The organism is Bradyrhizobium sp. Y36 (genome assembly GCF_002531575.1).
GTDB lineage: Bacteria > Pseudomonadota > Alphaproteobacteria > Rhizobiales > Xanthobacteraceae > Bradyrhizobium.
In genome coordinates, this window is the sequence record NZ_NWTI01000020.1 from 100,983 (window position 1) to 124,733 (window position 23,751).

At 66.0% G+C, this 23,751-nt stretch carries 21 protein-coding genes and 1 other RNA gene; 4 read left to right on the forward strand and 18 right to left on the reverse strand.

All coding sequences use genetic code 11. The annotated features are described in order from the left end of the window. The 11 genes from murC to rsmH all read right to left on the reverse strand — a co-directional run bounded on the left by murC (position 1) and on the right by rsmH (position 13,149). Positions 1–1,404: a UDP-N-acetylmuramate--L-alanine ligase gene (murC, locus tag CO669_RS27660; protein ID WP_097663156.1), complete on the reverse strand. Its 1,404-nt coding sequence runs from the start codon at positions 1,402–1,404 to the stop codon at positions 1–3. 124 nt (positions 1,405–1,528) lie between these two features. After that, positions 1,529–2,629, reverse strand: a complete 1,101-nt coding sequence (murG, locus tag CO669_RS27665) for an undecaprenyldiphospho-muramoylpentapeptide beta-N-acetylglucosaminyltransferase (protein ID WP_097663110.1) — start codon at positions 2,627–2,629, stop codon at positions 1,529–1,531. 156 nt (positions 2,630–2,785) lie between these two features. After that, on the reverse strand, positions 2,786–3,937 hold the full coding sequence (gene ftsW / locus CO669_RS27670) for a putative lipid II flippase FtsW (protein WP_097663111.1): 1,152 nt from the start codon (positions 3,935–3,937) through the stop codon (positions 2,786–2,788). A gap of 237 nt (positions 3,938–4,174) precedes the next feature. Continuing rightward, positions 4,175–4,393: a hypothetical protein gene (locus tag CO669_RS27675; protein WP_097663112.1), complete on the reverse strand. Its 219-nt coding sequence runs from the start codon at positions 4,391–4,393 to the stop codon at positions 4,175–4,177. A 35-nt stretch (positions 4,394–4,428) separates the two neighbouring features. Next, entirely contained in the window at positions 4,429–5,826 is a 1,398-nt protein-coding gene (murD, locus tag CO669_RS27680; RefSeq protein ID WP_097663113.1) for a UDP-N-acetylmuramoyl-L-alanine--D-glutamate ligase, read from the reverse strand. A 7-nt stretch (positions 5,827–5,833) separates the two neighbouring features. Further along, positions 5,834–6,937 carry a phospho-N-acetylmuramoyl-pentapeptide-transferase gene (gene mraY / locus CO669_RS27685; RefSeq protein ID WP_097663114.1) on the reverse strand — a complete coding sequence of 368 codons (1,104 nt, stop codon included), beginning with the start codon at positions 6,935–6,937 and terminating at the stop codon, positions 5,834–5,836. A gap of 169 nt (positions 6,938–7,106) precedes the next feature. Beyond that, positions 7,107–8,486, reverse strand: a complete 1,380-nt coding sequence (locus tag CO669_RS27690; protein ID WP_097663115.1) for a UDP-N-acetylmuramoyl-tripeptide--D-alanyl-D-alanine ligase — start codon at positions 8,484–8,486, stop codon at positions 7,107–7,109. Next, a complete protein-coding gene (locus tag CO669_RS27695) occupies positions 8,483–9,940 on the reverse strand; it encodes a UDP-N-acetylmuramoyl-L-alanyl-D-glutamate--2,6-diaminopimelate ligase (RefSeq protein WP_097663157.1) in 1,458 nt (485 codons plus the stop codon). Before CO669_RS27695 ends, CO669_RS27690 begins: the two co-directional genes overlap by 4 nt. Before the next feature lie 84 nt (positions 9,941–10,024). Continuing rightward, positions 10,025–11,767 (reverse strand): peptidoglycan D,D-transpeptidase FtsI family protein, encoded by a 1,743-nt coding sequence (locus CO669_RS27700; RefSeq protein WP_097663116.1) that lies wholly within the window; start codon positions 11,765–11,767, stop codon positions 10,025–10,027. After that, complete coding sequence (gene ftsL / locus CO669_RS27705; protein ID WP_097663117.1) at positions 11,764–12,156, reverse strand: cell division protein FtsL; 393 nt, start codon at positions 12,154–12,156, stop codon at positions 11,764–11,766. Before ftsL ends, CO669_RS27700 begins: the two co-directional genes overlap by 4 nt. Before the next feature lie 3 nt (positions 12,157–12,159). After that, positions 12,160–13,149 (reverse strand): 16S rRNA (cytosine(1402)-N(4))-methyltransferase RsmH, encoded by a 990-nt coding sequence (gene rsmH / locus CO669_RS27710; RefSeq protein ID WP_198964293.1) that lies wholly within the window; start codon positions 13,147–13,149, stop codon positions 12,160–12,162. A gap of 512 nt (positions 13,150–13,661) precedes the next feature. On the opposite strand from rsmH, the gene CO669_RS27715 reads away from it, so the two are divergent. Continuing rightward, positions 13,662–14,444 carry an N-acetylmuramoyl-L-alanine amidase gene (locus CO669_RS27715; protein ID WP_097663119.1) on the forward strand — a complete coding sequence of 261 codons (783 nt, stop codon included), beginning with the start codon at positions 13,662–13,664 and terminating at the stop codon, positions 14,442–14,444. Between the two features lie 90 nt (positions 14,445–14,534). On the opposite strand, the gene CO669_RS27720 is transcribed toward CO669_RS27715, so the two are convergent. Next, positions 14,535–15,770, reverse strand: a complete 1,236-nt coding sequence (locus CO669_RS27720; RefSeq protein WP_097663120.1) for an RNA polymerase sigma factor — start codon at positions 15,768–15,770, stop codon at positions 14,535–14,537. A gap of 13 nt (positions 15,771–15,783) precedes the next feature. After that, a complete protein-coding gene (locus CO669_RS27725; protein WP_097663121.1) occupies positions 15,784–16,137 on the reverse strand; it encodes a YciI family protein in 354 nt (117 codons plus the stop codon). A gap of 150 nt (positions 16,138–16,287) precedes the next feature. On the opposite strand from CO669_RS27725, the gene rnpB reads away from it, so the two are divergent. After that, an RNA gene (rnpB, locus tag CO669_RS27730) (RNase P RNA component class A) lies at positions 16,288–16,714 on the forward strand. A gap of 341 nt (positions 16,715–17,055) precedes the next feature. Here rnpB and CO669_RS27735 read toward each other — a convergent pair. Further along, entirely contained in the window at positions 17,056–17,769 is a 714-nt protein-coding gene (locus CO669_RS27735) for an alpha/beta fold hydrolase (RefSeq protein ID WP_198964294.1), read from the reverse strand. 70 nt (positions 17,770–17,839) lie between these two features. After that, positions 17,840–18,301 carry a DUF983 domain-containing protein gene (locus CO669_RS27740; protein WP_198964295.1) on the reverse strand — a complete coding sequence of 154 codons (462 nt, stop codon included), beginning with the start codon at positions 18,299–18,301 and terminating at the stop codon, positions 17,840–17,842. 49 nt (positions 18,302–18,350) lie between these two features. On the opposite strand from CO669_RS27740, the gene CO669_RS27745 reads away from it, so the two are divergent. Next, positions 18,351–19,721, forward strand: coding sequence for an aminotransferase-like domain-containing protein (locus CO669_RS27745; protein ID WP_198964296.1), 1,371 nt, complete (start codon positions 18,351–18,353; stop codon positions 19,719–19,721). 7 nt (positions 19,722–19,728) lie between these two features. Here CO669_RS27745 and CO669_RS27750 read toward each other — a convergent pair whose 3' ends face one another. Further along, the gene (locus CO669_RS27750; RefSeq protein WP_198964297.1) at positions 19,729–19,989 is read right to left on the reverse strand and encodes a hypothetical protein; all 261 of its coding nucleotides are present in this window, start codon (positions 19,987–19,989) and stop codon (positions 19,729–19,731) included. Between the two features lie 222 nt (positions 19,990–20,211). Here CO669_RS27750 and CO669_RS27755 point away from each other — a divergent pair, with 222 nt between their 5' ends. Continuing rightward, positions 20,212–20,955, forward strand: coding sequence for a sulfite exporter TauE/SafE family protein (locus tag CO669_RS27755; protein WP_097663125.1), 744 nt, complete (start codon positions 20,212–20,214; stop codon positions 20,953–20,955). 3 nt (positions 20,956–20,958) lie between these two features. Here the strand turns inward: CO669_RS27755 and CO669_RS27760 are convergent, their stop codons facing one another. After that, a complete protein-coding gene (locus CO669_RS27760) occupies positions 20,959–22,224 on the reverse strand; it encodes an O-antigen ligase family protein (protein WP_097663126.1) in 1,266 nt (421 codons plus the stop codon). A 73-nt stretch (positions 22,225–22,297) separates the two neighbouring features. Beyond that, positions 22,298–23,704: an MATE family efflux transporter gene (locus tag CO669_RS27765; protein WP_097663127.1), complete on the reverse strand. Its 1,407-nt coding sequence runs from the start codon at positions 23,702–23,704 to the stop codon at positions 22,298–22,300. Between the last annotated feature and the right edge of the window lie 47 nt (positions 23,705–23,751).

The following is a 23,751-nucleotide window of genomic DNA, read 5'->3' on the forward strand; positions in this document are numbered from 1 at the left end:
CTACCCCAGCGCCTTCAATTGATCGGGCAGCGCGTACGCCCATTGCGTGATGTTGCCGGCCCCCAGGCACACGACGAGATCCCCGGACTTCGCCAATCCCTTGACGATGCCGGCAAGCTCCGGCGCCGCCGGCAGTGGCACCACCTCGCGATGGCCATGCGCGCGCAGGCCTTCGACGAAATGGTCGCGGTCGATGCCCTCGATCGGCGCCTCGCCGGCGGCATAGACGTCGGCGACAACAACTGCATCGGCATCGTTGAAGCAGGTGCAGAATTCCTCGAACAGCGACTGCAGGCGGGTGTAGCGATGCGGCTGCACCACGGCGACGATCTTGCCGTTGGTGGATTCCCGCGCCGCCTTCAGCACCGCTGCGATCTCGACGGGGTGATGTCCGTAATCGTCGATCACGGTGACGCCGTTCCATTCACCGGTCTTGGTGAAGCGACGTTTGACGCCGCCGAAGCCGGCGATTGCCTTGCGAATGTCGCCGTCGGAAACGCCGAGCTCGCGCGCGACCGCAATCGCGGCCGTCGCATTGGAGGCGTTGTGGCGGCCCGGCATCGGCAACATCAGATCGGTGATCTCGTGCACAGCGCCGGTCTTGCGATCGCGGAACGCGACCTTGAATTTCGATCCCCCGCCCATCGGCGTGAGATCGACGAACCGCACGTCGGCCTGCGGATTCTCGCCGTAGGTGATGATGCGGCGATCCTCGATCTTGCCGACCAGGCTCTGCACCACGGGGTGATCGATGCACATCACCGCAAAACCGTAGAACGGCAGGTTCTCGACGAAGTGACGGAACGCGTCCTGCACGGCGTCGAACGTCTTGAAGTGATCGAGATGCTCGGGGTCGACATTGGTGACGATCGCGACATCGGTCGGCAGCTTCAAGAACGTGCCGTCGCTCTCGTCGGCCTCCACCACCATCCAGTCACCGGCACCAAGCCGCGCGTTGGAGCCGTAGGCGTTGATGATGCCGCCGTTGATCACGGTGGGATCGAGCCCGCCGGCGTCGAGCAGCGTCGCGACCATCGTGGTCGTCGTGGTCTTGCCGTGGGTGCCGGCGATGGCGACGCAGCTCTTCAGCCGCATCAGCTCGGCCAGCATCTCGGCGCGCCGCACCACGGGAATGCGCCGTTCGCGCGCCGCCATCAGCTCGGGATTGTCGCGCTTGATCGCGGTGGAGACCACGACGACCTCGGCACCGTCGACATTCTCGGCCTTGTGCCCGACCGAGACCTTTGCGCCCTTCTTGCGCAGACGGTCGAGATTGTAATTGTCGGAAGCATCCGAGCCCTGCACGGCATAGCCGAGATTGACCAGCACCTCGGCGATGCCGCTCATGCCGATCCCGCCGATCCCGACGAAGTGGATGGGTCCGATCTCGCGCGGCAGTCTCATGCTCTGTTCCCTGACCTCGCCGCCTTGCGGAGGCGGCATCTGGCGAAGGTCGCGGCCAAATCAGCCACGTGCCTTTCCTACTGGATGCCCCGCTTTAGAAGGCGAAGACAAGGGCTTTTTCGCGTCAGATTCCCGCGATCTTGACCACCAGATCGGCCAGCCGCTCGGCCGCATCGAGCCGCCCTGCCCCCTTCGCGGCCGTTGCCATGGCGGCGAGGCGCGCAGGCTCGGCAGCGAAGGCGGAGATTTCGGAGGCCAACCGGTCCGAGGTGAACTCCGTCTGCGGGATGCGGACCGCCCCGTCGACCTTGACCAGCACGCCGGCATTGGCGAACTGATCCTGATCGATCGAGCCGGGCAGCGGCACCAGGATCGAGGGCCGGCCGATCGCGGCGAGCTCGGCCACCGTGCCGGCACCGGAGCGCGATACCACGAGATGATTGGAAGCGAGCCGCGCCGGCAGATCCGTGAAGAACGGCGCGAGCTCCACCTTGATCTTGTGCCTGTCATAGACCGCGCGCACCCGCGCCATGTCCTCGTCGCGCACCTGCTGGGTCAGGATCAGCCGGCCCCACAGCGCAGGCTCGAGCCGCTCGATCGCGCCCGGCACGATGTCGGCCATGATGCGTGCGCCCTGGCTGCCGCCGACCACGAGCAGGCGCAGCGGACCGTTCACCTCGGGCACAGCATACGGCACGGCAGCGGCTGCAAGCACGGCGGGCCGCATCGGCGTGCCGACCGTCGTGGTCTTGCCTGACAGCGCGGGATCGCGGTCGAGCACGCCGGGCAGCGACGTCGCGATGGCACGTACGCGGCTCGACAGGAACCGGTTGGCGCGGCCGAGCACGGCGTTGGCATCGTGGATGATGCCGGGCACGCCGGCGAACTTCGCCGCGACCAGCGGTGGCAGCGTCGGATAGCCGCCGAAGCCGACGACGGCGACGGGATTCAAGCGCTTGATCAGGGCGTAGGCGGAAAGCGTGCCGGCGGCGAGCGTGAGGCCGGCATAGGCGAGCTGGAACGGATTGCGGCCGCGCGCGGTCTCGCTCGAGACAACGTCGATCATGTCCTTGCTGAACAGCCCGCTGTAGCGCAGCGCGCGCTCGTCGGTGACGAGGCGGACGCGAAAGCCGCGACGGATCAATTCGACGCCGAGCGCCTCGGCCGGAAACAGATGGCCGCCGGTGCCGCCCGCGGCGAGAAGAATCAAGGGGGAGGTGTCCATGGACAGGCCTTTTACAAGGTCTTTCCCATCATTGCGAGCGAGGCGAAACGTCCGTAGCCCGGATGGAGCGGAGCGTAATCCGGGGTCTCGCCGCTTGGATGGAAACCCGGATTGCGCTTCGCTCCATCCGGGCTACGCGATCCTCGCCATGACGACTTACGCGTAACTGCGCATCGCCTCGGCGTGACCGCTGGCCTCGACCTCGGTGCGTGGGCGCAAGCGCGTCAGCGCCAGCATCATGCCGACGCCATAGGCGAGCGACACGATCGAGGAGCCGCCGTAGGAGATGAAGGGCAGCGTCATGCCCTTGGCTGGGATCAGCTGCAGGTTCACCGACATGTTGATCGCCGCCTGCACGCCGAACAGGATCGCAAGCCCGGATGCGGCAAAGCGCGAGAACATGTCCTCGTTGGCGTAGGCGCGCGACAGCGTGCGGATGACGACGAAGGCGAACAGCGCCAGCATGGCCAGGCACAGGATGATGCCGAACTCTTCGGCGGCCACCGCGAACACGAAGTCGGTATGGCTGTCCGGCAAGCTGCGCTTTGCAATGCCCTCGCCCGGCCCCAGGCCGAACCAGCCGCCGTTGTAGAAGGCCTCCATGGCGGTATCGACCTGGAAGGTGTCGCCAGAGGCCGGGTTCATGAAGCGCTTGATGCGGCCCGCCACGTGCGGAACGAACAGATAGGCGCTGAACAGGCCGGCGGCGGCGGCGCCCGCCAGCCCGAACACCCAGATCATCCGCATGCCCGCGATGAAGAACAGCGAGCCCCACACCATCAGGATCAGCATGGTCTGGCCGAAATCCGGCTCCATCACCAGCAGCGAGACCAGCATCAACAGCAGCACCAGCGCCATCGAGGTCGCCGGCATCTCCGGGCGCTTGGTCGATTCCGCGAACAGCCAGGCGGCGATCACGACGAAGGACGGTTTTGCGATTTCGGACGCCTGGATGTTGACGCCGAGCAGCGTGATCCAGCGCCGCGAACCCTTCACCTCGGGGCCGATCGCGAGCGTCAGCACGATCAGGACGATGCTGGCCGCAAAGATGATCAGCGCCGACCGGCGGATCGAGCGCGGCGACAGGAAGGAGACCCCGAGCAGCACCAGGCAGGACGGGAGCAGGAACATCACGTGGCGGCTGAAGAAGTGGAACGGATCGAGCCCGATGCGGGTCGCAACCGGCGGGCTCGCCGCCAGCGACAGGATCACGCCGGTCAGCATCAAGGCCAGGATGGCGCCCATCAGCGGCTTGTCGACGGTCCACCACCACTCGGAAAAGGGGGTGCGTTCTTCACGGGAGAGCATGAGCGGCCGCTTTCGGACAGAGGTCCGTTCATTGGTCGCCGACGTTGGTTACCGGAGAGTTAAGGAAATGCGGATGATTGGAGATAGAGCAAAGCGTCCACCTCAAATGCTCGTCAGCCCCGCGAAGGCGGGGCATCCAGTACGCCGCGGCCTCTCGGCTCAAGCACCGTCTCTGGGATACTGGGTCGCCCGGTCAAGCCGGGCGACGATAGCGGAGATTTTGGAAGCTATGTGCCCTTACACCACCGGCTTCACACCCGAGAGCAACTCGCGAGTCTTGTTCAACGCCTCGATCAGTTGGTCCAGTTCCTGTGAGCCGAAGAAAACCTCGATGTCCCCTCCCTTCTCGAGGGACAGTGCCAGTCCGGCGGCTTCGCCGGCCGTGCGAACGATGATGACGGCTCCGTCCCCGGAATCGAGGTCAGGAAAACAAATCGTGGCAACCTGCGTCGTCACCTCATTGCCCCCTCAGCGCGCCAGGTCACAAATTCTCACACCACCGGCTTCACGCCCGGCAGCGCCTGCACCAGTTCGCGGAACTTGGTGCCGCGGATCTCGAAGTTGCGGTACTGGTCGAAGGAGGCGCAGGCCGGCGACAGCAACACGACGGCGTCGGTGAGGCCTGATGCTTCCGCGTCGCGCGCGGCGTGTTCGACCGCGACGTCGAGCGTCTGGCTGATCTCGTGCGAGACGGAGCCCAGCGTTCCCGAAAACTCCTGCGCGGCCTCGCCGATCAGATAGGCTTTGCGGATGCGGGGGAAGAAGCCGGTCAAGCCAGTGATGCCGCCGGCCTTCGGCTTGCCGCCGGCGATCCAGAAGATGTCCGCAAAGGACGACAGCGCATGCGCGGTGGCGTCCGCGTTGGTGCCCTTGGAATCGTTGACGAACAGCACGTTGCCGCGACGACCGACCTGCTCCATGCGATGCGCAAGGCCCGGAAAGCTGCGCAGGCCGTTCTGCAGCACGTCGAGGCTGATGCCCATCGCCAGCGCGGCTGCGGCGGCGCAGGCTGCGTTCTGCGCGTTGTGCTGGCCGCGCAGCGAGCCGATGCCGCCGAGCGCGGCGACCTCGCTGCGGGCGCCGCCCGCCGTGCGCACGATATTGCCGTGCTCGACATGGATGCCTGAAGCCAGCGGGTTCTTGACGGAGATGCGCACCACGTTCTTGCCGGCGCGGTCGAGCCTATCGGCGATATCGCGGCAGAACCCGTCATCGACGCCGACGATGGCGGTGCCGCCTCCCTGCACGCCCGCAACGAGGCGCTCCTTCACCGCGGCGTAATGTCCGATCGTGCCGTGACGATCGATGTGGTCCTCGCTGACATTGAGCAGGATGCCGACGGAGGGATCGAGCGAGGGCGTGAGGTCGATCTGGTAGGACGACATCTCGATGACGTGGACGCGGCCCATGCGCGGCGGCTCCAGCGACAGGATCGCGGTGCCGATATTGCCGCCCATCTGGGTGTCGTAGCCGGCGACCTTGGTCAGATGCGCGATCAGCGCCGTCGTGGTCGATTTGCCGTTGGTGCCAGTGATGGCGACGAACGGCGCGTTCGGGGCGTGACGGCGACGCTCGCGGCAGAACAGCTCGATGTCGCCGACCACCTCACAACCGGCCTCGCGCGCCTTCAGCACGCTCCAATGCGGCACCGGATGGGTGAGCGGCACGCCCGGAGCAAGCACGAGCGCTGCAAAGTTCGCCCAGGAGACGTTGCGCAAGTCCGCGGTGATGAAGCCCGCCTGCGCGGCCTTGGCGACGTTCTCGGCGTTGTCGTCGGCAGCGATCACCTCGGCGCCGCCGGCCTTCAGCGCATGGCAGGAGGCGAGCCCGGAGCCGCCGAGGCCGAACACCGCGACGGTCTTGCCGGCAAAGGAGGTGACGGGGATCATCGAGCGATCACCGCAGCTTCAGCGTGGACAGGCCGGCGAGCGCCAGCATCACCGAGATGATCCAGAAGCGGATCACGATCTGCGGCTCGGTCCAGCCGAGCTGCTCGAAGTGATGATGGATCGGCGCCATCCGGAAGATGCGCTTGCCCGTCAGCTTGAACGACACCACCTGCACGATGACCGAGACCGCCTCGAGCACGAACAGGCCGCCGATCACCGCGAGTACGATCTCGTGCTTCACCGCGACCGCGATTGCTCCCAGCATGCCGCCAAGCGCGAGCGAGCCGGTGTCGCCCATGAAGATCGAAGCCGGCGGCGCGTTGAACCAGAGAAAACCGAGGCCGGCGCCCAATAGCGCACCGCAGAGCACCGCGAGCTCGCCGGTGCCGGCGACATATTTGATCTGGAGATATTCGGCGAACACGGCGTTGCCGGCGAGATAGGCGATCATCGCAAAGCTCGCGGTCGCGATCATCACCGGCACGATGGCGAGGCCGTCGAGACCGTCGGTGAGATTCACCGCGTTGCCGGAGCCGACGATGACGAAGGCGCCGAAGATGACGAAGAACCAGCCGAAATGCAGCACGGTGTCCTTGAGGAAGGGAATCGTCAGCGCGGTCGAGGCGGGATCGCGGTTCAGCCGCACCAGCGCGTAGCAGGCCACCAGCGCGATCGCCCCTTCGATCAAGAGGCGGAGCTTGCTGCCGAAGCCGCTCGTGGTCTGCTTGGTCACCTTGAGGTAGTCGTCATAGAAGCCGACGAAGCCGAAGCCGAGCGTCACCGCCAGCACGATCCAGACATAGGGGTTGAGCGGATTGGCCCACAGCACGGTGCCGACCGTGAGACCGGACAGGATCATCAGCCCGCCCATGGTGGGCGTGCCCTTCTTGGCGAGATGCGATTGCGGGCCGTCGATCCGGATCGGCTGACCCTTGCCCTGGCGGATGCGCAAATGATCGATGATCCAGGGCCCGAACAGGAACACGAACAGCGCGCCGGTGACCACCGCGCCGCCGGTGCGGAAAGTGATGTAGCGGAAGACGTTCAGGAAGGTGCGAACGGCACCGAAGCCCGGAAAAGTGTTGGAGAGCTCGATCAGCCAGTAAAACATTCAAACGGTCCTATGGCGCTTTGCACGCACGATCTTGGCCTTTGATCATGGTCGTAACGTGCCTCATGCGGATTCGCTGGTCTTCATCATGGGCCGTGCGACCTTTCGGGAAACCGGACGGCTTGGCGCCGCGAAGGGTGGGATTCGGCAACGGCGCCTTCCAAGCAGTTTACGCCTTTGCCTGCAAGGCGGCCACCAGGCCCGGCACAAACTTGTTGACCCAGAACATCTTCTTGCTGCCCTTGACAACCACGACATCGCCCGCCTTCAGCAGGCTCGCGACCTCGCCCGGTTTCAGCGTGGCCGGATCGTCGTGCCAGCCGAGACCCTTGCCGGCCGGGAGCACATCGTAGAGGTGGCGCATCAGGGGCCCGACGCAGTAGACGGCGTCGATTCCGTCGAGATGCTTGGCGAGGGCGGTGTGGTAACTGGGCGCATCATCGCCGAGCTCCAGCATGTCGCCGAGCACCGCAATGCGGCGGCCGCCGGTGATGTTGCGCGCGTGGAGGCTTTGCAGCGCCGCAGCGACGCTGGCTGGATTGCCGTTGAAACTGTCGTCGATCACGGTGATACCGCCGATCGCCTGCTCGACGCCGCGGCCGGTCATGATGCCGACCCGATCGAGCTTGATCGCGAGCGTCGCCGGGTCGAGATGGGCCGCACGGATCGCGGCGAGCGCAGCCAGCGCATTTTGCACGCGATGCGGCGCGCCCGGCGTCAGGCTGAAGGCGATCTCCTTCTTGCCGATCGTGGCCACGATCTGCCAGCTCTCGCCATGCGGCGCGTGCGCGACCTCGTGCACCTCGGCATGCTCGCCGAAGCGCACGACCTTGCCTTTCCATTCCGAGGCCTTGAGCCCGGCGGGCAGCACCAGCACACCGTCCTCGGGCAGGCCGAGCGCGATCGACACCTTCTCGTGCCTGATGGCTTCGAGCGAGCCGAGCTTTTCCAGATGCACGGGCTGGACGTTGACGACGAGCGCCACCGTCGGACGCGTCAATTCGCTGAGCCGCGCGATCTCGCCTTGCTGGTTCATGCCCATCTCGACGACCCAGAGGCTGGCGTCGGGCCTGGCATTGCACAGCGTCAGCGGCACGCCCCAGAAATTGTTGAAGCTCGAGGGGCTCGCATAGGCGTTCGGATAGGCCGCCAGGAATTCCTTGGTGCTGGTCTTGCCCGCGCTGCCGGTGAGGCCGATCACCGGTCCGCTAAAGCGCGCACGCGCGGCGCGTGCGAGACCCCAGAGACCGTCGATCAGCGTATCCTTGACGACGATCTGAGGAATGCGGATGCCTTTGATCTCGTGCGGCACGATCATCGCGACCGCACCCGAAGCCTCGGCCTTGTCCGCGAACTCCCAGCCGTCGCGCGCGCTGGCAAAAGCCGAGACGAAACCCCCGCTCGGCGTGCCGCTCAGCGCCACGAACAGGCTGCCCGGCTTCACCAGCCGGCTGTCCTGGGTGACGAAGTCGATCGGGGTGTCAGGGAACGATCCGTCCGCGCCCAGCGCGCGCGCCACTTCGGCGACCGTCCAGATTGGCGCGCTCATGCTGTCCTCGACGCTAGTGCGGCGGCGACCGCCTCGTGATCACTGAAGGGCAAAGTCTCGCCGCCGACGATCTGCCCGGTTTCGTGCCCCTTGCCGGCGACGAGCAGTGCATCGCCCTCCTGCAATTCCTCGATCGCGGCGCAGATCGCAGCAGCGCGGTCTCCGATCTCGCGGGCGCCCTTTGCTGTGGCGAGGATCGCGGCGCGGATGGCTTCGGGCTTCTCGCTGCGCGGATTGTCGTCGGTGATGATGATGCCGTCGGCATTCTCGGCCGCGATCGCGCCCATGATCGGACGCTTGCCGGCATCACGATCGCCGCCGGCGCCGAACACGACGACCAGCCTGCGCTTCGCGTAGGGCCGAAGTGCCTGCAGCGCCTTTGCCAACGCGTCGGGCTTGTGCGCGTAGTCGACGAAGATCGGTGCGCCGTTGCGCTCACCGACCCGTTCGAGACGGCCTTTGGCACCTTCGAGATGCTCCAGGCTCGCGAACACATCGGCGGCGTCGCTGCCGGTGCCGATCGCAAGGCCGGCCGATACCAGCGCGTTCTCGATCTGGAATTCGCCGACCAGGGGCAGCCGGACGGCGTAGGGCTTGCCGCGATGCTCGAGCGTGAGCCCTTGCGAAAAACCTTCGACCACGGCCTCGGCGAGACGGATGCCCTCGCCTGCCCCGTCGCCGTTGCGGCCGACCGCCATGACGCGCAGGCCGCGCGACTTTGCCGCAGCGATCACCTCCGCCGAGCAATCATGATCGGCCGAGATGACGGCCGCGCCGCCCGGGGCCACGAGCTCCCGGAACAGCCGGAGCTTCGCCGCAAGATAATGCGCGACGGTCGGATGATAATCCATGTGATCGCGCGACAGATTGGTGAAGCCGCCGGCGGAGACGCGCACGCCGTCGAGCCGATACTGATCGAGCCCATGCGACGAGGCCTCGAAGGCGAGATGCGTGACGCCTTCGCGCGCGATCTCGTCGATCTGCCGGTGTAGCGCGATCGGGTCCGGCGTCGTCAGCGAGCCGTAGACGGTGCGCTTGGGCGAGACCAGGCCGATGGTGCCGATGCTGGCGGAAACATGCCCCAGCCGTTCCCAGATCTGGCGCGTGAAGGCGGCAACCGAGGTCTTGCCGCTGGTGCCGGTCACGGCCGCGACGGTCGCGGGCTGGGCGGGGAAGAAAGTCGCCGCAGCCAGCGCCAGCGCACGACGCGGATTGGCGACGGCGATGAACGGCACTTTGCCGCCGGCCGGGGCATGGTCGCCAACAACGGCAACAGCGCCTGCGGCAATGGCGGCGTCGATGAAGCGCGCGCCGTCGGTCTTGCTGCCAGCGAGCGCAAAGAAGAGATCGCCCGGCTTGACTGCGCGGCTGTCGAGCGCAAGGCCGGTGACGTCGAGCGCCGCGGCGGCGGGCTCGATCGCGGCGTCATTGCCTAGCAGGGCGGACAGCTTCATGGTCTTCCAGTCGACAATGCCGGGCCGCAAAGCCGAATCCCTGGGAAAATCCCGACTCAGCCGCGGCGATGGCCACCCCGTTGATTACTGGGTTGTCCTGGATGCTGCAAGAATAAGGCGGTCCGCAGGCGGCAGGTCGAACCGGGGCTCGACGCCCAGAAGCGGCGCGATCCGCTCGATCACCTTGCCGCCGGTCGGCACCGCGTTCCAGCCCGAGGTGATGAAACCCTTCGTTTCGGGAATCGCCTGCGGCTCGTCCAGCATGATCAGGATCTGATATTTCGGATCGTCGCACGGCATGATCGCCGTGAAGGAGTTGAGCACGCGCTTCTTGGCATAGCGGCCGTTGATGACCTTCTCGGACGTGCCGGTCTTGCCGCCGACGTAATAGCCCTTGACGTCGGCGGTCTTGGCGGTGCCGATCTCGGCGTTCAGCCGCATCAGGAACCGCATCTTGTCACTGGTTTCCGTCTTGATGACGCGCTTGGCCATCGCCGCGGCTTCGGACTCGCTGCGCTTCATGAAGGTCGGCGGAATCAGATAGCCGCCGTTCACCAGCGCATTGATGCCCATCACCGCCTGCAGCGGCGCCACCGACATGCCCTGGCCGAACGCGATGGTGACGGTGTTCAGTTCGCCCCAGCGTCGCGGCACCAGCGGGGCCGCGCTCTCCGGCAGCTCGGTGCGCAGCCGCGTCAGCTGGCCCATCTTGGCGAGGAACGCCTTGTGCGCCTCCACGCCTTGGCTGAGCGCGATCCGCGCGGCGCCGATGTTGGACGAGAAGGTGAACACTTCCTTGGTGTTGATGAAACGTCCGAGCGGGTGGCTGTCGTGGATGGTGAACTTGCCGTAGTGAAGGTTTCCGCGCGCATCCCACGACGAGTTCAGATTGATCTTGCCGGAATCGAGCGCCATCGCCAGCGTGAACGCCTTGAAGGTCGAGCCCATCTCGTAAACGCCCGTGGTCAGGCGGTTGATGCGATCAGGATCGTGCGCCTCCTTCGGATTGTTGGGATCGAAATCCGGAAGCGACACCATCGCCACGAGCTCGCCGGTCTTGACGTTCGAGACGATTCCGGAGGCGGCCTTGGCGTGGAACTTGTCCTTGGCCTTCAGCAACTCGTCGCGTAGCGCATGCTCGACGCGCAGGTCGATCGAGAGCTCGATCGGCTTCTGCAGCCGGTCGGTGGCAAAGCCGGCGCGATGGAGATCGGCGAGGCCCTGATTGTCGAGCCACTTCTCCATGCCGGCGATGCCCTGGTTGTCGATGTTGACCAGACCGATGAGGTGGGCGACCTCGTTGCCGGTCGGATAGACCCGCTTGTTCTCGCGCAGGAAGCCGATGCCGGGAATGCCGAGCTTGTGGATGGCCTGCTGCTGCTGCGCCGTGACCTCGCGCTTGAGCCAGACAAAGCCCTTGCGCGTCCTCAGGCGCTCGCGCACCTCGGCCTCGTCGAGATCCGGCACCGTGGCGGTGAGAAGCTCGATCGCTTCATCCTTGTCGATGATGCGGCGCGGCTCGCCGAACAGGCTCGCCGCCTTGACGTCGGTGGCGAGGATGGCGCCGTTGCGGTCGACGATATCGGGACGTGCGGTCGCCACCACCTCCTGCGCCGCGGCGCGGCGTGCGCCATGGGCATCGGCGCCGATCGCAAACATCACGAGCCGGCCGCCGATCAGGGCATAGACCGAGGCGAAGGCGAGCATGGCGAGGCCAACGCGCGCGCGGGCCTTGGCGGCACGGTCGACATTGCGCCCGTAGAGCAGGCTGCGGATCAGACGTTGCCGCCAGGGTTCTATGGGTTTGGCCGGAGTCGCAGCGCTCATTGATTGTCCTCGGGCTGAGGCACGGAGCCCGTCACAGTGTCAGGGTCGCTTGCGGCTTCGATGGTGTTGAGCATGGCTCCGATCGGATCGGGCTCGCCCGGCCTGAACATCCGCGGCGGACGCTCCGGCAGGTTCTTCAGCGAATCATACTGCGTGCCGTTGACCGGCTTGAGCTGCAGATGCCGGTCGGACAGGCCTTGCAGGCGCAAGGGTGCATCGAGCTTGGCCCATTCGGAGCGCAGTGAAGCGATCGCATCGCGCTGCTCGCGGATTTCCGCATGCAACCGCAGCACCTTCTCGGTGCGCGCCGTGGAGTCCATCTTGATCCGGTAGACATAGGCCGCCGCGAAGATCAGCGCGCCGATGACGAGGAGGTGGATGATGCGCATGCGCTAGCCGCCCCTCATCACGTCGGAGAGCTTGGGCCAGGACGATGCCTCGTCGTCCGCGTGCGCCGGCGCAGAGGTCCGCTCGGCTGCGCGCAGTTTTGCGGAACGCGCGCGCGGGTTATGCGCGACTTCGTCGTCACCGGCGACGACAGGCCGCCGCGTCAGCAGCTGGAAGCTCGGCGGAACTTGCGCCACCTCCGGCAGATGCCGCGAGCCGCCGCCGGTCTTCGAACGCGCGGCCAGGAAATTCTTGACGATGCGATCTTCCAGCGAATGGAACGAGACCACGACGAGGCGACCACCCGGCTTGAGCACGCGCTCGGCCGCGGCCAGCGCGGTCTGAAGCTCCTCGAGCTCCTCGTTGACGAAGATGCGCAGGGCCTGGAAGGTCCGCGTCGCCGGATGGATGTCGCCGGGCTTCGAGCGCACGACCCTGCCGACGAGATCGGCAAGCGCACGCGTGGTCGTGAACGGGGTTTCCTGCCGGTCGGCCACGATGGCGCGGGCGATACGGCGCGAATGCCGTTCTTCGCCGAACTGATAGATGATGTCGGCGAGATCGCCTTCCGAGGCGCGGGCCACCACGTCGGCCGCAGTCGGGCCCGACTGCCCCATTCGCATGTCGAGCGGGCCGTCGAGGCGGAACGAGAAGCCGCGGCCGGCCTGGTCGAGCTGCATCGAGGACACGCCGACATCCATCACGACGCCGTCGACCGCATCCACGCCCTGCGCCGCACAGACCTCGGCAAGATTGGAGAAGCGATCCTCGACCAGTGTCAGCCGGCCCGCGGAGCGGGCGACGAGATCGGTACCGCCGGCGATAGCGGTGTGGTCACGGTCGATCGCGAGCAGGCGGGTTCCAGGGACGTCGAGGATGGCGCGGCTATAACCACCGGCGCCGAAAGTGGCATCGACATAGATCCCGCCCGCGCGCGGCGCGAGGTGATCGATGGCCTCGCGGCCGAGCACGGGGATATGGGGAGCGAGGCTCATCTGCCACGCCTGCCGAACGACCAAGCCAGATCGGGGGCGGAGCTGCCCATAACGCCTCGAATCATTCCGCGTCGCGGCGGTTCCACGACAAAGCCCCCGTCCAGCAAGGTTACCGAGCCCAGTCGTCCCGGGCCGCAAACCGAGTGTTCCCAGCGGAATTTGTCGGGCAGCCATGGATTTCGAGCCAAAATACGCTTTGGCCGCCTCCGGACGCGGGTCGGCTCTTCATCCCTCAGTAACGACCCTTAGCGTTAAGAAAGCGTTGATCGGCTCGTTACAAGTCGCAAAGGTGAGGCGGCGGTGATGCTGCATCCACACACATCGGCAAAAATGCATCCGTTAACCGCGCCGCGCGATTGCGCGCGGTGGAGGGTAAAGGAATAGTAAAGAGAAGGGCTTGGCCCATTCGCGTCCGACCTGAGTTGTTTATGCCGCCGTCCGGTTCATCCACCCCGTCTGGATCTGATTCGAAGCGTCAACGTGTTCTCCCGGTTCCCAAGGCCGCGGCGAACATGCGGACGTTCGAGCCGGATTCCTCGATCGTCTCCGATATCATCCCTTCGCCGAACTATGGTGAGCGCAACAAGGGACGGCAGCCGGACATGATCGTGCTGCACTACACCGGCATGCCCGACGTCGAGGGCGCGCTGGCGCGTTTGTGCACGGCCGGCACCGAGGTCTCGGCGCATTACGTCGTGCTGGAGGACGGCCGCATCGTGCAATGCGTGTCCGAGGCCAAGCGCGCCTGGCATGCCGGCGTCTCCTCGTGGGCCGGCGAAGACGACATCAACTCCTGCTCGATCGGCATCGAGATCATCAATCGCGGCCATGACTGGGGCTATCCGGAGTATCCGCTGCGCCAGATCGCCGCCGTGATCGCGCTGTGCCGCGGCATCATGCTTCGCCGCAAGGTGCCGTCCCACCGCGTGCTCGGCCATTCCGACGTCGCGCCCGCGCGCAAGAAGGACCCCGGCGAGAAATTTCCGTGGCACTCGCTGGCCAATTCCGGGGTCGGTCACTGGGTCACGCCCGCGCCGGTCGTGCGCGGCGAAAGCCTGATGCTCGGCACCATCAGCGACGAGGTGCTGAGCATGCAGCAGGCGCTCGCCAAGTACGGCTACGGCGTGCCGCTGACCGGCAAATACGATGCCGCGACGATGGAAGTCGTCACCGCGTTCCAGCGTCACTTCCGCCCGGCGCGGCTCGACGGCGTCGCCGACCATTCGACGCTGTCGACATTGCAGGCGCTGCTGGCGAGCCTGCCGACCGAGGGAACGACGGTCGCGTCGAAGTGAGGGTGGCTGTCATTCCGGGGCGCACGAAGTGCGAACCCGGAATCTAGAGATTCCGGGCTCGATGCTTCGCATCGCCCCGGAATGACAGTGCTAGTCGTCCATCTCGCTCACCCGCCGTGCATATAGTCTCCGCAACGGCTCAAGCTGCGTCGCCTCCGTCGCCGCGCGATACGCCTCGCGTGCCTCCTCTTTCCGGCCGAGGCGCCGCAACAGGTCCGCGCGCACCGCAGGCAACAGCTCGTAGCCGCGGAGCCCGCCTCGGGCGGCGATCGCATCGACGAGATCGAGTGCGCGTGCCGGCCCATCGACCATCGACAGCGCGGCCGCGTGGTTGAGTTCGATCACCGGCGAGGGACCGATACGCAGCAACACCTCGTAGAGCCCGGCGATCTGCGGCCAGTCGGTCAGCGCAAAGCTCGGCGCGCGGGCATGCAGCGCGGCGATCGCAGCCTGCACGACATAAGGCTGCGGCCGGCCGGGAATGCGCAGCGCATCGTCGACCAGGCGCAGGCCCTCGTCGATCTGCGCGCGATCCCACAGCGTGCGGTCCTGCTCTTCGAGCAGCACGATATCGCCCGCCGCGGTCTCGCGCCCGGCGCGGCGCGCGTCGTGCAGCAGCATCAGGGCCAGCAAGCCCTTGTTGCCGGCGCGATCCGGCATCAGCCGGTCGAGCAGGCGGGCGAGCCGGATCGCCTCGATCGCGAGATCCGGGCGCATCAGATCCGCGCCCGACGTCGCGACATAGCCCTCCGTGAAAACGAGATAGATCACGGCGAGGACGCCGTCGAGCCGCGGCGCCAGCGCGTCGCGCTCGGGCACCTCGTAGGGAATGCCGGCGTGCCTGATCTTCTGCTTGGCGCGGACCAGCCGCTGCGCCATCGCCTCTTCACCGACGAGAAAGGCGCGCGCGACCTGCATGGTCGACAGGCCGCAGACCGTACGCAGCGTCAGCGCGACCTGGACCTCTGGTGCGAACGCCGGATGGCAGCAGGTGAAGATCAGCCGCAGCACGTCGTCGTCGAGCACCGCGGGCGGCTCGTCGGCGGCCAGCGCGTTCAGCTCGAGCTCATGCACGAGCGCTTGCTGCTTGCCGCGAAATACCGCCTGCCGCCTAACGCGGTCGATCGCCTTGTGCTTGGCGACGTTGACCAGCCAGGCGCGCGGATTGTCGGGACGATCGCAGGTCGCCCAGCGCTCCAGCGCGACGGCGAAGGCATCCTGCAGCGCGTCCTCGGCGAGATCGAAATCACCGACGAGGCGGATCAGCGTGGCCAGCGCCCGCCCCGCCTCGTCGCGGAAGATTCTCTCGATCTCGGAAGGGGTCATTCCCCGACGACGCTCACTTGTCGTAGACCCAGATCGGCCGCACCTCGATCGAGCCGACGCGCGCGCTCGGAATCCGCGCGGCGATCTCGATTGCGGCGTCGAGGTCCTTGGCCTCGATCAGATAATAGCCGCCGAGTTGCTCGCGGGTTTCCGCGAACGGCCCGTCGGTCGTCAGCGTCTTGCCGTCGCGCACGCGCACCGTCGTCGCGGTCGTGGTGGGCCGCAGCCGATCGCCGGCCTTGAAATTGCCGTTCCGGATGATCGATTGCGTGAAGGCCTCATATTCCGCGGACATCTTCTGGCTGGTTCCCGTGTCGATCTTCGCGTATTCGGCCTCGTTCTGGTAGATCATCAGCAGATATTGCATCGCTTCACTCCTGTTGTTCGGCTGTGTCGCCGACATCCAGTCGAACGGGGCACGCAGCAAACGACATCTTCAGGATAAAATATTTCGGGCCGGGTGTGCGCGGCGATCTCGGCTTGACGAAACCGATGCAAATGCCCCATGCATGCCCCGTCAGTCGGCCGGACGGCCGCTCCGGCAGGTGCCGAAAGGCCGCCGGGGAGGAAAGTCCGGGCTCCCTTGACATACGGTGCCGGATAACGTCCGGCGGGGGCGACCCCAGGGAAAGTGCCACAGAGAACGAACCGCTCCGCATTGCCTTCGGGCCTCGCGGAGTAAGGGTGAAAAGGTGCGGTAAGAGCGCACCGCGGATCCGGCAACGGAGCCGGCATGGTAAACCCCACCGGGAGCAAAACCGAATAGGGACGGCGTAGCGGGCAGTTCGCGAAAGCGATAACGCCGCGGGGCGATGTCAGGCCCGCCGTCCGGGTAGGTTGCTCGAGGCCATGTGCAAACGTGGTCCCAGAGGAATGGCCGTCACGCATCGTTCGCGCAAGCGGGCGGTGCCCTACAGAACCCGGCTTACAGGCCGGCTGATATTCTAAAGCGTTCTCGAGCGAAGTGGTTTTCCGGTTCGCGTCGAGACGACGCGTTAGACTTAGAAAGTGACGAGGGGTTCGATGCTGGCCGCATCGGACCCCTCACCATTTTCCACGCTGTCATTCCGGGGCTCGCGCAGCGAGAGCCCGGAATCCATCGGGCGCGTAGTCGGCTGAGGAATGGATTCTCAGGTGCGCAATTGCGCACCTGAGTTCGGGCTCGCGCGCCCCGGAATGACGAGCTAAAGCATGATCCGGAAACGTGCGAAGCGGTTTTCCGGAAAGATCATGCGCAAACAACAAGCTAAAGCGCGATGACGATTCATCCCCATCTCGTCGCCCTTCAGGCGACGATCTCGTTCAGCACCTTCATCAGCGCCTCCGGCGCCGTCACGTTCGGCGCATGGCTGGCGTCGAGCTCGACATAGCGCCAGCCCTCCTCGCTCTTCGTGCGCGTGGCGAACTGTCCGAACACGTCGCCCGGCGGAATGCGGGTGCAATAGATGTAGCTGCGCGGGATCGCCGGCTCGCCATGCGCGAGCTTCAGCCTGGTCTCGAAGCACTTGATGGGCATCGCGACCCGGCGAGCGTTGAGCCAGTCGAGATCGGCCTGCGGCGTATCCGGCGGCGGCGGGTTCGGCGGGATGCGATAGCCGTCACCGGCGGCAGCGGCCCTGCGCATCGGCTCGCGGCCGGCTTCGTTGAGGTCGAACAGCGACTGGCCGTCGCGCGGCACGAAGGCATCGAGATAGATCAGTTGCGTCACGCGCTCGCGCGCACGATCGGCAACGCCGGTTGCGACCATGCCGCCATAGCTGTGGCCGAGCAGCACGATGTCGCTGAGATCCTCGAATGTGATGACATTGAGGATGTCCTCGATGTGCGTGTCGAGATCGATCGCGGGGCTGGCGAGATGGGCGCGTTCGCCGAGGCCCGTATAGGTCGGCGCCACCAGGCGGTGACCGGCCCCGGCCATCAGCGAATGCATCTTCTTCCAGGCCCACCCGCCGGACCACGCGCCGTGACAGAGTAGAAAAGTCTTCGCGCGTGCGGCCATCGGCGTTTCCATCGTTCTTGTTTGTACGATGGAGTGTAACGGCGGCACCCGCGATGTAAACGCCTCCAGCTCAGGCGCGCGAGTCCACCTTCACAAGGACAGGCGCGAACCCAGTGGCTTCGCGCCGCAGCTTGCCAGCTTCGAAACCGTGCATGCCGATCTGCCATTGCAGGCCCACGATGGCGCCCTTGGTCGGCTGCAGCAGCGCGAGCGAGGCGAACAGCGTCACCGGCAGCCAGACCGCGAGTTGCAGCCACTCCGGCGGCGCGTAGGCGGTCTCGACCGCGAGGATCGCCGGCACCACGAGATGGCCGACCACGACGATCACGAGATAGGCGGGGAGGTCGTCGGCACGCTGGTGAAACAGCTCCTCGCCGCAATGGTCGCAAGCGTCGGCCACCTTCAGGAAGCGGCCGAACAGATGGCCCTCGCCGCAGTTCGGACATTTGCCGCGGAAGCCGCGCCACATCGCCTTCGCCAGAGAGATCGAACCGGTCGCCATGACCACACCTCTTCCTTTTTGATAATCCATACAATAATATCCTCTATCCATACATTCAAAGGATATGGACCTAAATTGCATGGATTGGACCCCTACAATCTCGGAGCTGTCGGGCCCGCGCTACCAGCGCATCGTTGAAGCTATGGAGACCGACATTGCCGCCGGCCGGCTCGTGCGCGGCCAGCAGCTGCCGACCCAGCGCGCGCTGGCGAAGGCGCTGGGCATCGACCTCACCACGGTGACGCGCGCCTACACCGAGGCGCGGCGCCGCGGCATCATGGAGGCGCGGGTCGGACAGGGATCGTTCGTGTCGGAGACCAGCGCGCGCCGCGCGGTCGACCTGCCGCATCCCGTCGCGATCGACCTGTCGATGAACGTGCCGCCGCATCCGCTGGAGGCGCAGCTCGACGAGCGCATCATCGCCGGGATGGAAGCGCTCCGCGCGCAATCGGGCCTGACCGCATTTCTGAACTATCAGCCGCCCGGCGGCAGCGCGCATGAGCGCGAAGTGGCCGCGCGCTGGATGCGTTCACGGGTCCCGCACGCACATGCGGACAGGCTCGTGATCTGTCCCGGCGCGCAAACGATCCTGTTCAACCTGCTCGCGCACCTTGCGCGGCCTGGTGATGTCGTGCTGACGGAAGCGCTGACATTCCCCGGCATCAAGGCCGCAGCAGTGCGGCTCGGCATCAAGCTCGTCGGCGTCGCCATGGATGACGGCGGCATCCTGCCCGATGCGCTGGCAAAGGCCTGCCGCACGCACAGGCCGAAGGCCGTCTATCTCATTCCGACGCTGCACAACCCGACCACCGCGACGCTCTCGCCCGAGCGGCGCGGCGCCATCGCGAAGATCATCCGAGATAGCGACACGATCCTGATCGAGGACGACGCTTACGGGCTGCTCGACCGCTCGGCCGTGCCGATTGCAAACCTCATTCCGGAGCGGACTTATCTTGCGACCACGCTGTCGAAATGCATCGCGCCGGCGCTGCGCGTTGCCTATCTGGTGACGCCCGACAGCGACGCGCAGCGGGAGATGCGTGCCTATTTGCAGGCGACCGTGCAGATGCCAGCGCCGCTGATGGTTGCGCTGGTGACCCATTGGATCGAAAACGGGATTGCCGATCGGATCATCACGGCCATCCGCAACGAGGCGATCGGCCGACAACAGCTCGCGCAGCGCACCCTGAAAGGCTTCCAATTCCTGGCCAAGCCCGCAGCGCATCATCTTTGGCTGCGATTGCCCGGGGGCCAGCCCGATGTCGCCGCCCATCTGCTCCGCAATGGACTGGCGGTCGTCGCCGCCGATGCCTTCATCGTCGACGGGACACCGCCGCACGCCGCGCGCGTCTCGCTCGGGGCGGCACGGAACAGGTCTGAATTGACGGAAGCGCTGCGCATCCTGGTTGGCGCGCTGCAGAAGCCCGCCGACACCAGGCAGATCGTCTAGACTCTTCTCAGCGGTGGTGACGGCGGTGGCGGGGGCGAACGGCCGGGGTCGCACCCGACGGATAAGCCGCATAGGCTTCGGTCGGCGCCGCTGTCTCGCCGCGGGCCGCGCGTCCCGCGGGCGTGAGCTGGCCGCCATTCAGCACATCGCGATCGGGATGAGCGGCCTGATAGGCCGCAGGCTCCGAAAACTGAGCCTGGGCAAATGTCGGCATCAACGCCGCTGCCGACAAAAATGCAGCCGCAACGGCGATGTTGGTACGGGTCATGGTCATTCTCCGTCATCTCGTCCGAGGCTGGCCGGTCAGTGAGCATGATCGCGGCGGGCGGCCCCGGGTTTTGAAGTACGAGCGTCATGTAGGCGCGTCTTCCACGAACGCCCGACACCGCAGATCACGCTTGCGTGCGCCATGGATTGACTTGCACGTCGGCAGCCGTGCTATGCGGGCAATGGCGATCAACAATTCGGGATCGCTGCAAAGGACACTCAGTTGGACACTCTGACCTACGTCCTGCTGCCGCTCGGCGCATTGGCCGGCGGCTTCGTCTCGGGGCTGGCCGGATTCGGCACGGCGCTGATGGCGCTCGGCATCTGGCTCTACGTGCTTCCGCCCTCGCTCGCGGTGCCCCTGGTGCTGATCTGCTCGGTGATCGCGCAGACTTCGACATTGCCGTCGATGTGGAAGAGCTTTGACCTCTCGCTGGTCTGGCCGTTCCTGATCGGAGGACTGCTCGGCGTGCCGCTGGGGACCATGCTGATCGCCTCGGCCGATCCAAAAGTGTTCAAGCTGAGCGTCGGCGTCCTGATCCTGCTCTTCTCGAGCGCGCTCTACTTGAACAAGAGGCCGCTCGCGATCAAGTTCGGCGGCCGCATCGCCGACGGCGCGATCGGCTTTGCCGGCGGTATTCTGGGCGGCCTCGCCGGCTTGTCCGGGCCGCTGCCGATCCTGTGGGCCAACATCCGCGGCTGGAACAAGCACGAGCGGCGCGGCATCTTCCAGCTTTTCAATTTCACGGTGCTGGCGACCGCGCTGCTGCTGCAGACCGCATCGGGTCTCGTCGAGCTCAAGGTGATCTGGCTCGCGATGGTGGCGTTTCCCGGCACGCTGATCGGCGCCTGGGCCGGCGCGCGGGTCTATCACGCCCTCAACGACAAGCATTTCGGCGATGTCGTGCTCGGCCTGCTGTTCCTGTCGGGTCTCACCCTCGTCTGGAACAGTCTCGGCGCGCTCTAGCTCCTAGGGCCTTTTGGCGAGCGCCATGCCGCCGGCGACACCGACGCCGAGCACGTAGATCCAGCCCGGCGTGAAGTCGAACAGATGGGTGTTGAGCAGTGAGGTCAGCATGTTCTGCACCACGACCAGCAAGCCGACCCAGCAGGCCAGCCCCTCGCCGCGAAACAGCAACAGATGCGCAAACCAGAGTGCGTAGAGGATCAGGACACCGACGACGCCCCACTGCACGGCCACGCTGAGGGTCTGATTGTGCGGGTTGCTGACGATCTCCGTGCGCAACGGATCGATCTGTGCATCGGCAGCCGCGCCGGCGAACAGGGGGCGGATCGAGCCGGTGCCATGGCCCACCAGCGGCGCATCGGCGATGAAGCGAAGCGACTTCCGCCAATATTCCAGACGCGAGCCCATGCCGCTGACCTGACCATCCAGCACGCTCATTTCATAGTCAGTCTGGAACTTGGCAACCGTGATGCGCAGATGCGGCGACACAGCCAGGAGCAGCACGGCCAGCAGTGCCATCGCGCCGAAAGCAAGCAGGGCTGTACGCAGGTGCAGATGCAGCAGCGCGAACACCAGCACCAGGATCGGTAGCGTCACCAACGCCGTGCGCGAGACCACGACGAAGATCATGTTGGCGAGGAATCCGATCACCAGTGCCGTGAGCACCGCCGCACTGCAGGAGCGACCTTGTCGCAGCAGCGACACGATCGGATAGACCAGCGCCAGCGCACAGAGCGCGAATTCCTGGCTCTGATCGATATAGTTGCGCACCGCGATCCCGCTTTCGACCTTGTACGGCCCGCGCGACAGATAGAGCTTCAGCGAGAGTGAGGGGTCGATGGCAACGGCAAAGGAATAGAGCATCAAGGCCGTGCAGGACACCAGGAAGGCGGAAAACACCCAATGGCCGTAGGGCCAACGCTCGAACTGGTAGATCAGGAGCGGAATGACCAGCAGCTTGGCTGCCGGCCCGATCGCGTGGATTCGCTCCGGCCAGGGCGCATCCGACCAGAGCGTGCCCACCGCGGCGAGCACGACCAGCGCGATCGGGAGCAGGCAGATCGGGCGAAGCAGCGAGCGCGGGAATTCGCGGAGATCGACGAAGGCGAAGGCAATCAGCCAGGGTGTGAGTGCGAATGTCAGCCCCGTCGTGCTCCACGGCAGAAGCAGCGCGATCAGCGCGACGAAGCGGGCCGGCGTGCGGTAGCGCGCTGCCCAGATCATCGCGAGCCAGGACACCCGCTTCTGCTCGTTCGCCAGCCCGTTCATTCCGTCCTTATGCAGCCGCCATCCCCGCAACACGGCAAACTAGCCGGAGCGGCGGGGATGGAACAAGCCGTTGCTACGCAGGCTCGCGCATGGGCGGTGCGGCCGACCCGACGACCAAAGGTTCTGCGATCTTCGCCTGCGGCGGCAACGCCAGGCGCTTGTCGAACTCGCGGCGGAGCAACCAGACGCTCAGGCCTGCCTGCAGCGTTGTCGTCGTGATCGACAAGTACCAGACGTGCTCCATCCGGAAGCCCGGCCACGTCGAGAGCCAGATCGACGGCAGCGAATATGTCAGGACCCGCATCGCCGATGTCCACAACACCGGCTTGGTGTTGCCGAGTCCCTGGAACATGCTGGAGCATGTGAAGATCAGCCCCTGCGCCACCATGTTGAACGAGACGATCCGCAGGAAGAGCGACGCGACCGCCATCGTGTCCCGGTCTTGCGAGAAGCCGGCCAGCAACAAGCCCGGCGCGAGTTGCGCCAGGATCATGAGAACGATCATCACGGCGGTCGCGATCAGCGCTGCCTTGACGAAGGTCTCGCGCACCCGCGCGCCGTTGCCGGCGCCGAAATTCTGACCGGCGATCGGCCCTGCGGCGAGGGCAACGGCAAGCGCCGGCATCTGGATCAGGCCAAGGACGCGCGTCCCGATGCCGAATCCGGCCTGCGCCGCCGGACCGAAGGTGCTCAGCACGTAATAGCCCACGGCCATGATGATGAAGACCATCACGAACTCGCCGCCTGCGGGCAGGCCGACATTGAGGATTCGCCTCCACTGTCGAGGCTGCGGCCGCCATTGCGCAGGATGGAAGGCGACGTAGCGCTCCAGCCTGAGGAAATACCCGAACAGCATCAGCACGCCGATGAAGACGGCGATCGAGCTCGCAAGGCCGGCTCCGGCGACGCCGAGCGCATGCCCGGTGCCCCAGCCCGAGATCAGCACCGGCGCCAGCGCGATGTTGATTGCCACCGCCAGCGCCTGCACCAGCATGCTCGGCCGCACGATGCCGGTCGCCCGCAACGCGGACGCCATCACTTGCGAGGCGAATTGCAGCGCCAGCGCAGGCATGAACCAGAGCAGGTAAACGGTGCCGGCCTCGACCGTCGCGTCATCGGCCGCGACCGCGCGCATATAGGGGCGCGACAGCGCGAAGCCCGCAACCAGGGTCAGCAGCCCGAACAGCACCGACAGCGCGACCGACTGGTTGAAGACGAGGTTGGCGTCGGCCCGATCCTTGCGCCCCACGGCGTGCGACATCAGCGCCACCGTGCCAACACCGAGCACCTGCATCAGCGCGTTGACGAGAAATCCGGCATTGCCGGCCGCGGCGACGCCGGCGATCGCCCCCTCGCCCAGGCCAGAGACGAAGTACAGGTCGACCAGCTGGCAGATCATGATCGTGATCATGCCGATCACGATCGGGGGCGCCATGCTCAGAATGTGGCTCACGATCGAGCCGCGTGTCAGGTCCTTCATCTCGTTCCATTTCCGGCAACGTGGCTTTCGGACCCTCGTCCGTCAGC

What these genes read in the sequence shown, in the direction of transcription:
- murC (WP_097663156.1), bottom strand. Translation starts at nt 1,404, where the DNA reads ATGAGACTGCCGCGCGAGATCGGACCCATCCACTTCGTCGGGATCGGC.
- murG (WP_097663110.1), bottom strand. Translation starts at nt 2,629, where the DNA reads ATGGACACCTCCCCCTTGATTCTTCTCGCCGCGGGCGGCACCGGCGGC.
- ftsW (WP_097663111.1), bottom strand. Translation starts at nt 3,937, where the DNA reads ATGCTCTCCCGTGAAGAACGCACCCCCTTTTCCGAGTGGTGGTGGACC.
- murD (WP_097663113.1), bottom strand. Translation starts at nt 5,826, where the DNA reads ATGATCCCCGTCACCTCCTTTGCCGGCAAGACCGTCGCGGTGTTCGGC.
- mraY (WP_097663114.1), bottom strand. Translation starts at nt 6,937, where the DNA reads ATGTTTTACTGGCTGATCGAGCTCTCCAACACTTTTCCGGGCTTCGGT.
- CO669_RS27690 (WP_097663115.1), bottom strand. Translation starts at nt 8,486, where the DNA reads ATGAGCGCGCCAATCTGGACGGTCGCCGAAGTGGCGCGCGCGCTGGGC.
- CO669_RS27695 (WP_097663157.1), bottom strand. Translation starts at nt 9,940, where the DNA reads ATGAAGCTGTCCGCCCTGCTAGGCAATGACGCCGCGATCGAGCCCGCC.
- CO669_RS27700 (WP_097663116.1), bottom strand. Translation starts at nt 11,767, where the DNA reads ATGAGCGCTGCGACTCCGGCCAAACCCATAGAACCCTGGCGGCAACGT.
- ftsL (WP_097663117.1), bottom strand. Translation starts at nt 12,156, where the DNA reads ATGCGCATCATCCACCTCCTCGTCATCGGCGCGCTGATCTTCGCGGCG.
- rsmH (WP_198964293.1), bottom strand. Translation starts at nt 13,149, where the DNA reads ATGAGCCTCGCTCCCCATATCCCCGTGCTCGGCCGCGAGGCCATCGAT.
- CO669_RS27715 (WP_097663119.1), top strand. Translation starts at nt 13,662, where the DNA reads ATGCGGACGTTCGAGCCGGATTCCTCGATCGTCTCCGATATCATCCCT.
- CO669_RS27720 (WP_097663120.1), bottom strand. Translation starts at nt 15,770, where the DNA reads ATGACCCCTTCCGAGATCGAGAGAATCTTCCGCGACGAGGCGGGGCGG.
- CO669_RS27725 (WP_097663121.1), bottom strand. Translation starts at nt 16,137, where the DNA reads ATGCAATATCTGCTGATGATCTACCAGAACGAGGCCGAATACGCGAAG.
- CO669_RS27735 (WP_198964294.1), bottom strand. Translation starts at nt 17,769, where the DNA reads ATGGCCGCACGCGCGAAGACTTTTCTACTCTGTCACGGCGCGTGGTCC.
- CO669_RS27740 (WP_198964295.1), bottom strand. Translation starts at nt 18,301, where the DNA reads ATGGATTATCAAAAAGGAAGAGGTGTGGTCATGGCGACCGGTTCGATC.
- CO669_RS27745 (WP_198964296.1), top strand. Translation starts at nt 18,351, where the DNA reads ATGGATTGGACCCCTACAATCTCGGAGCTGTCGGGCCCGCGCTACCAG.
- CO669_RS27750 (WP_198964297.1), bottom strand. Translation starts at nt 19,989, where the DNA reads ATGACCCGTACCAACATCGCCGTTGCGGCTGCATTTTTGTCGGCAGCG.
- CO669_RS27760 (WP_097663126.1), bottom strand. Translation starts at nt 22,224, where the DNA reads ATGAACGGGCTGGCGAACGAGCAGAAGCGGGTGTCCTGGCTCGCGATG.
- CO669_RS27765 (WP_097663127.1), bottom strand. Translation starts at nt 23,704, where the DNA reads ATGAAGGACCTGACACGCGGCTCGATCGTGAGCCACATTCTGAGCATG.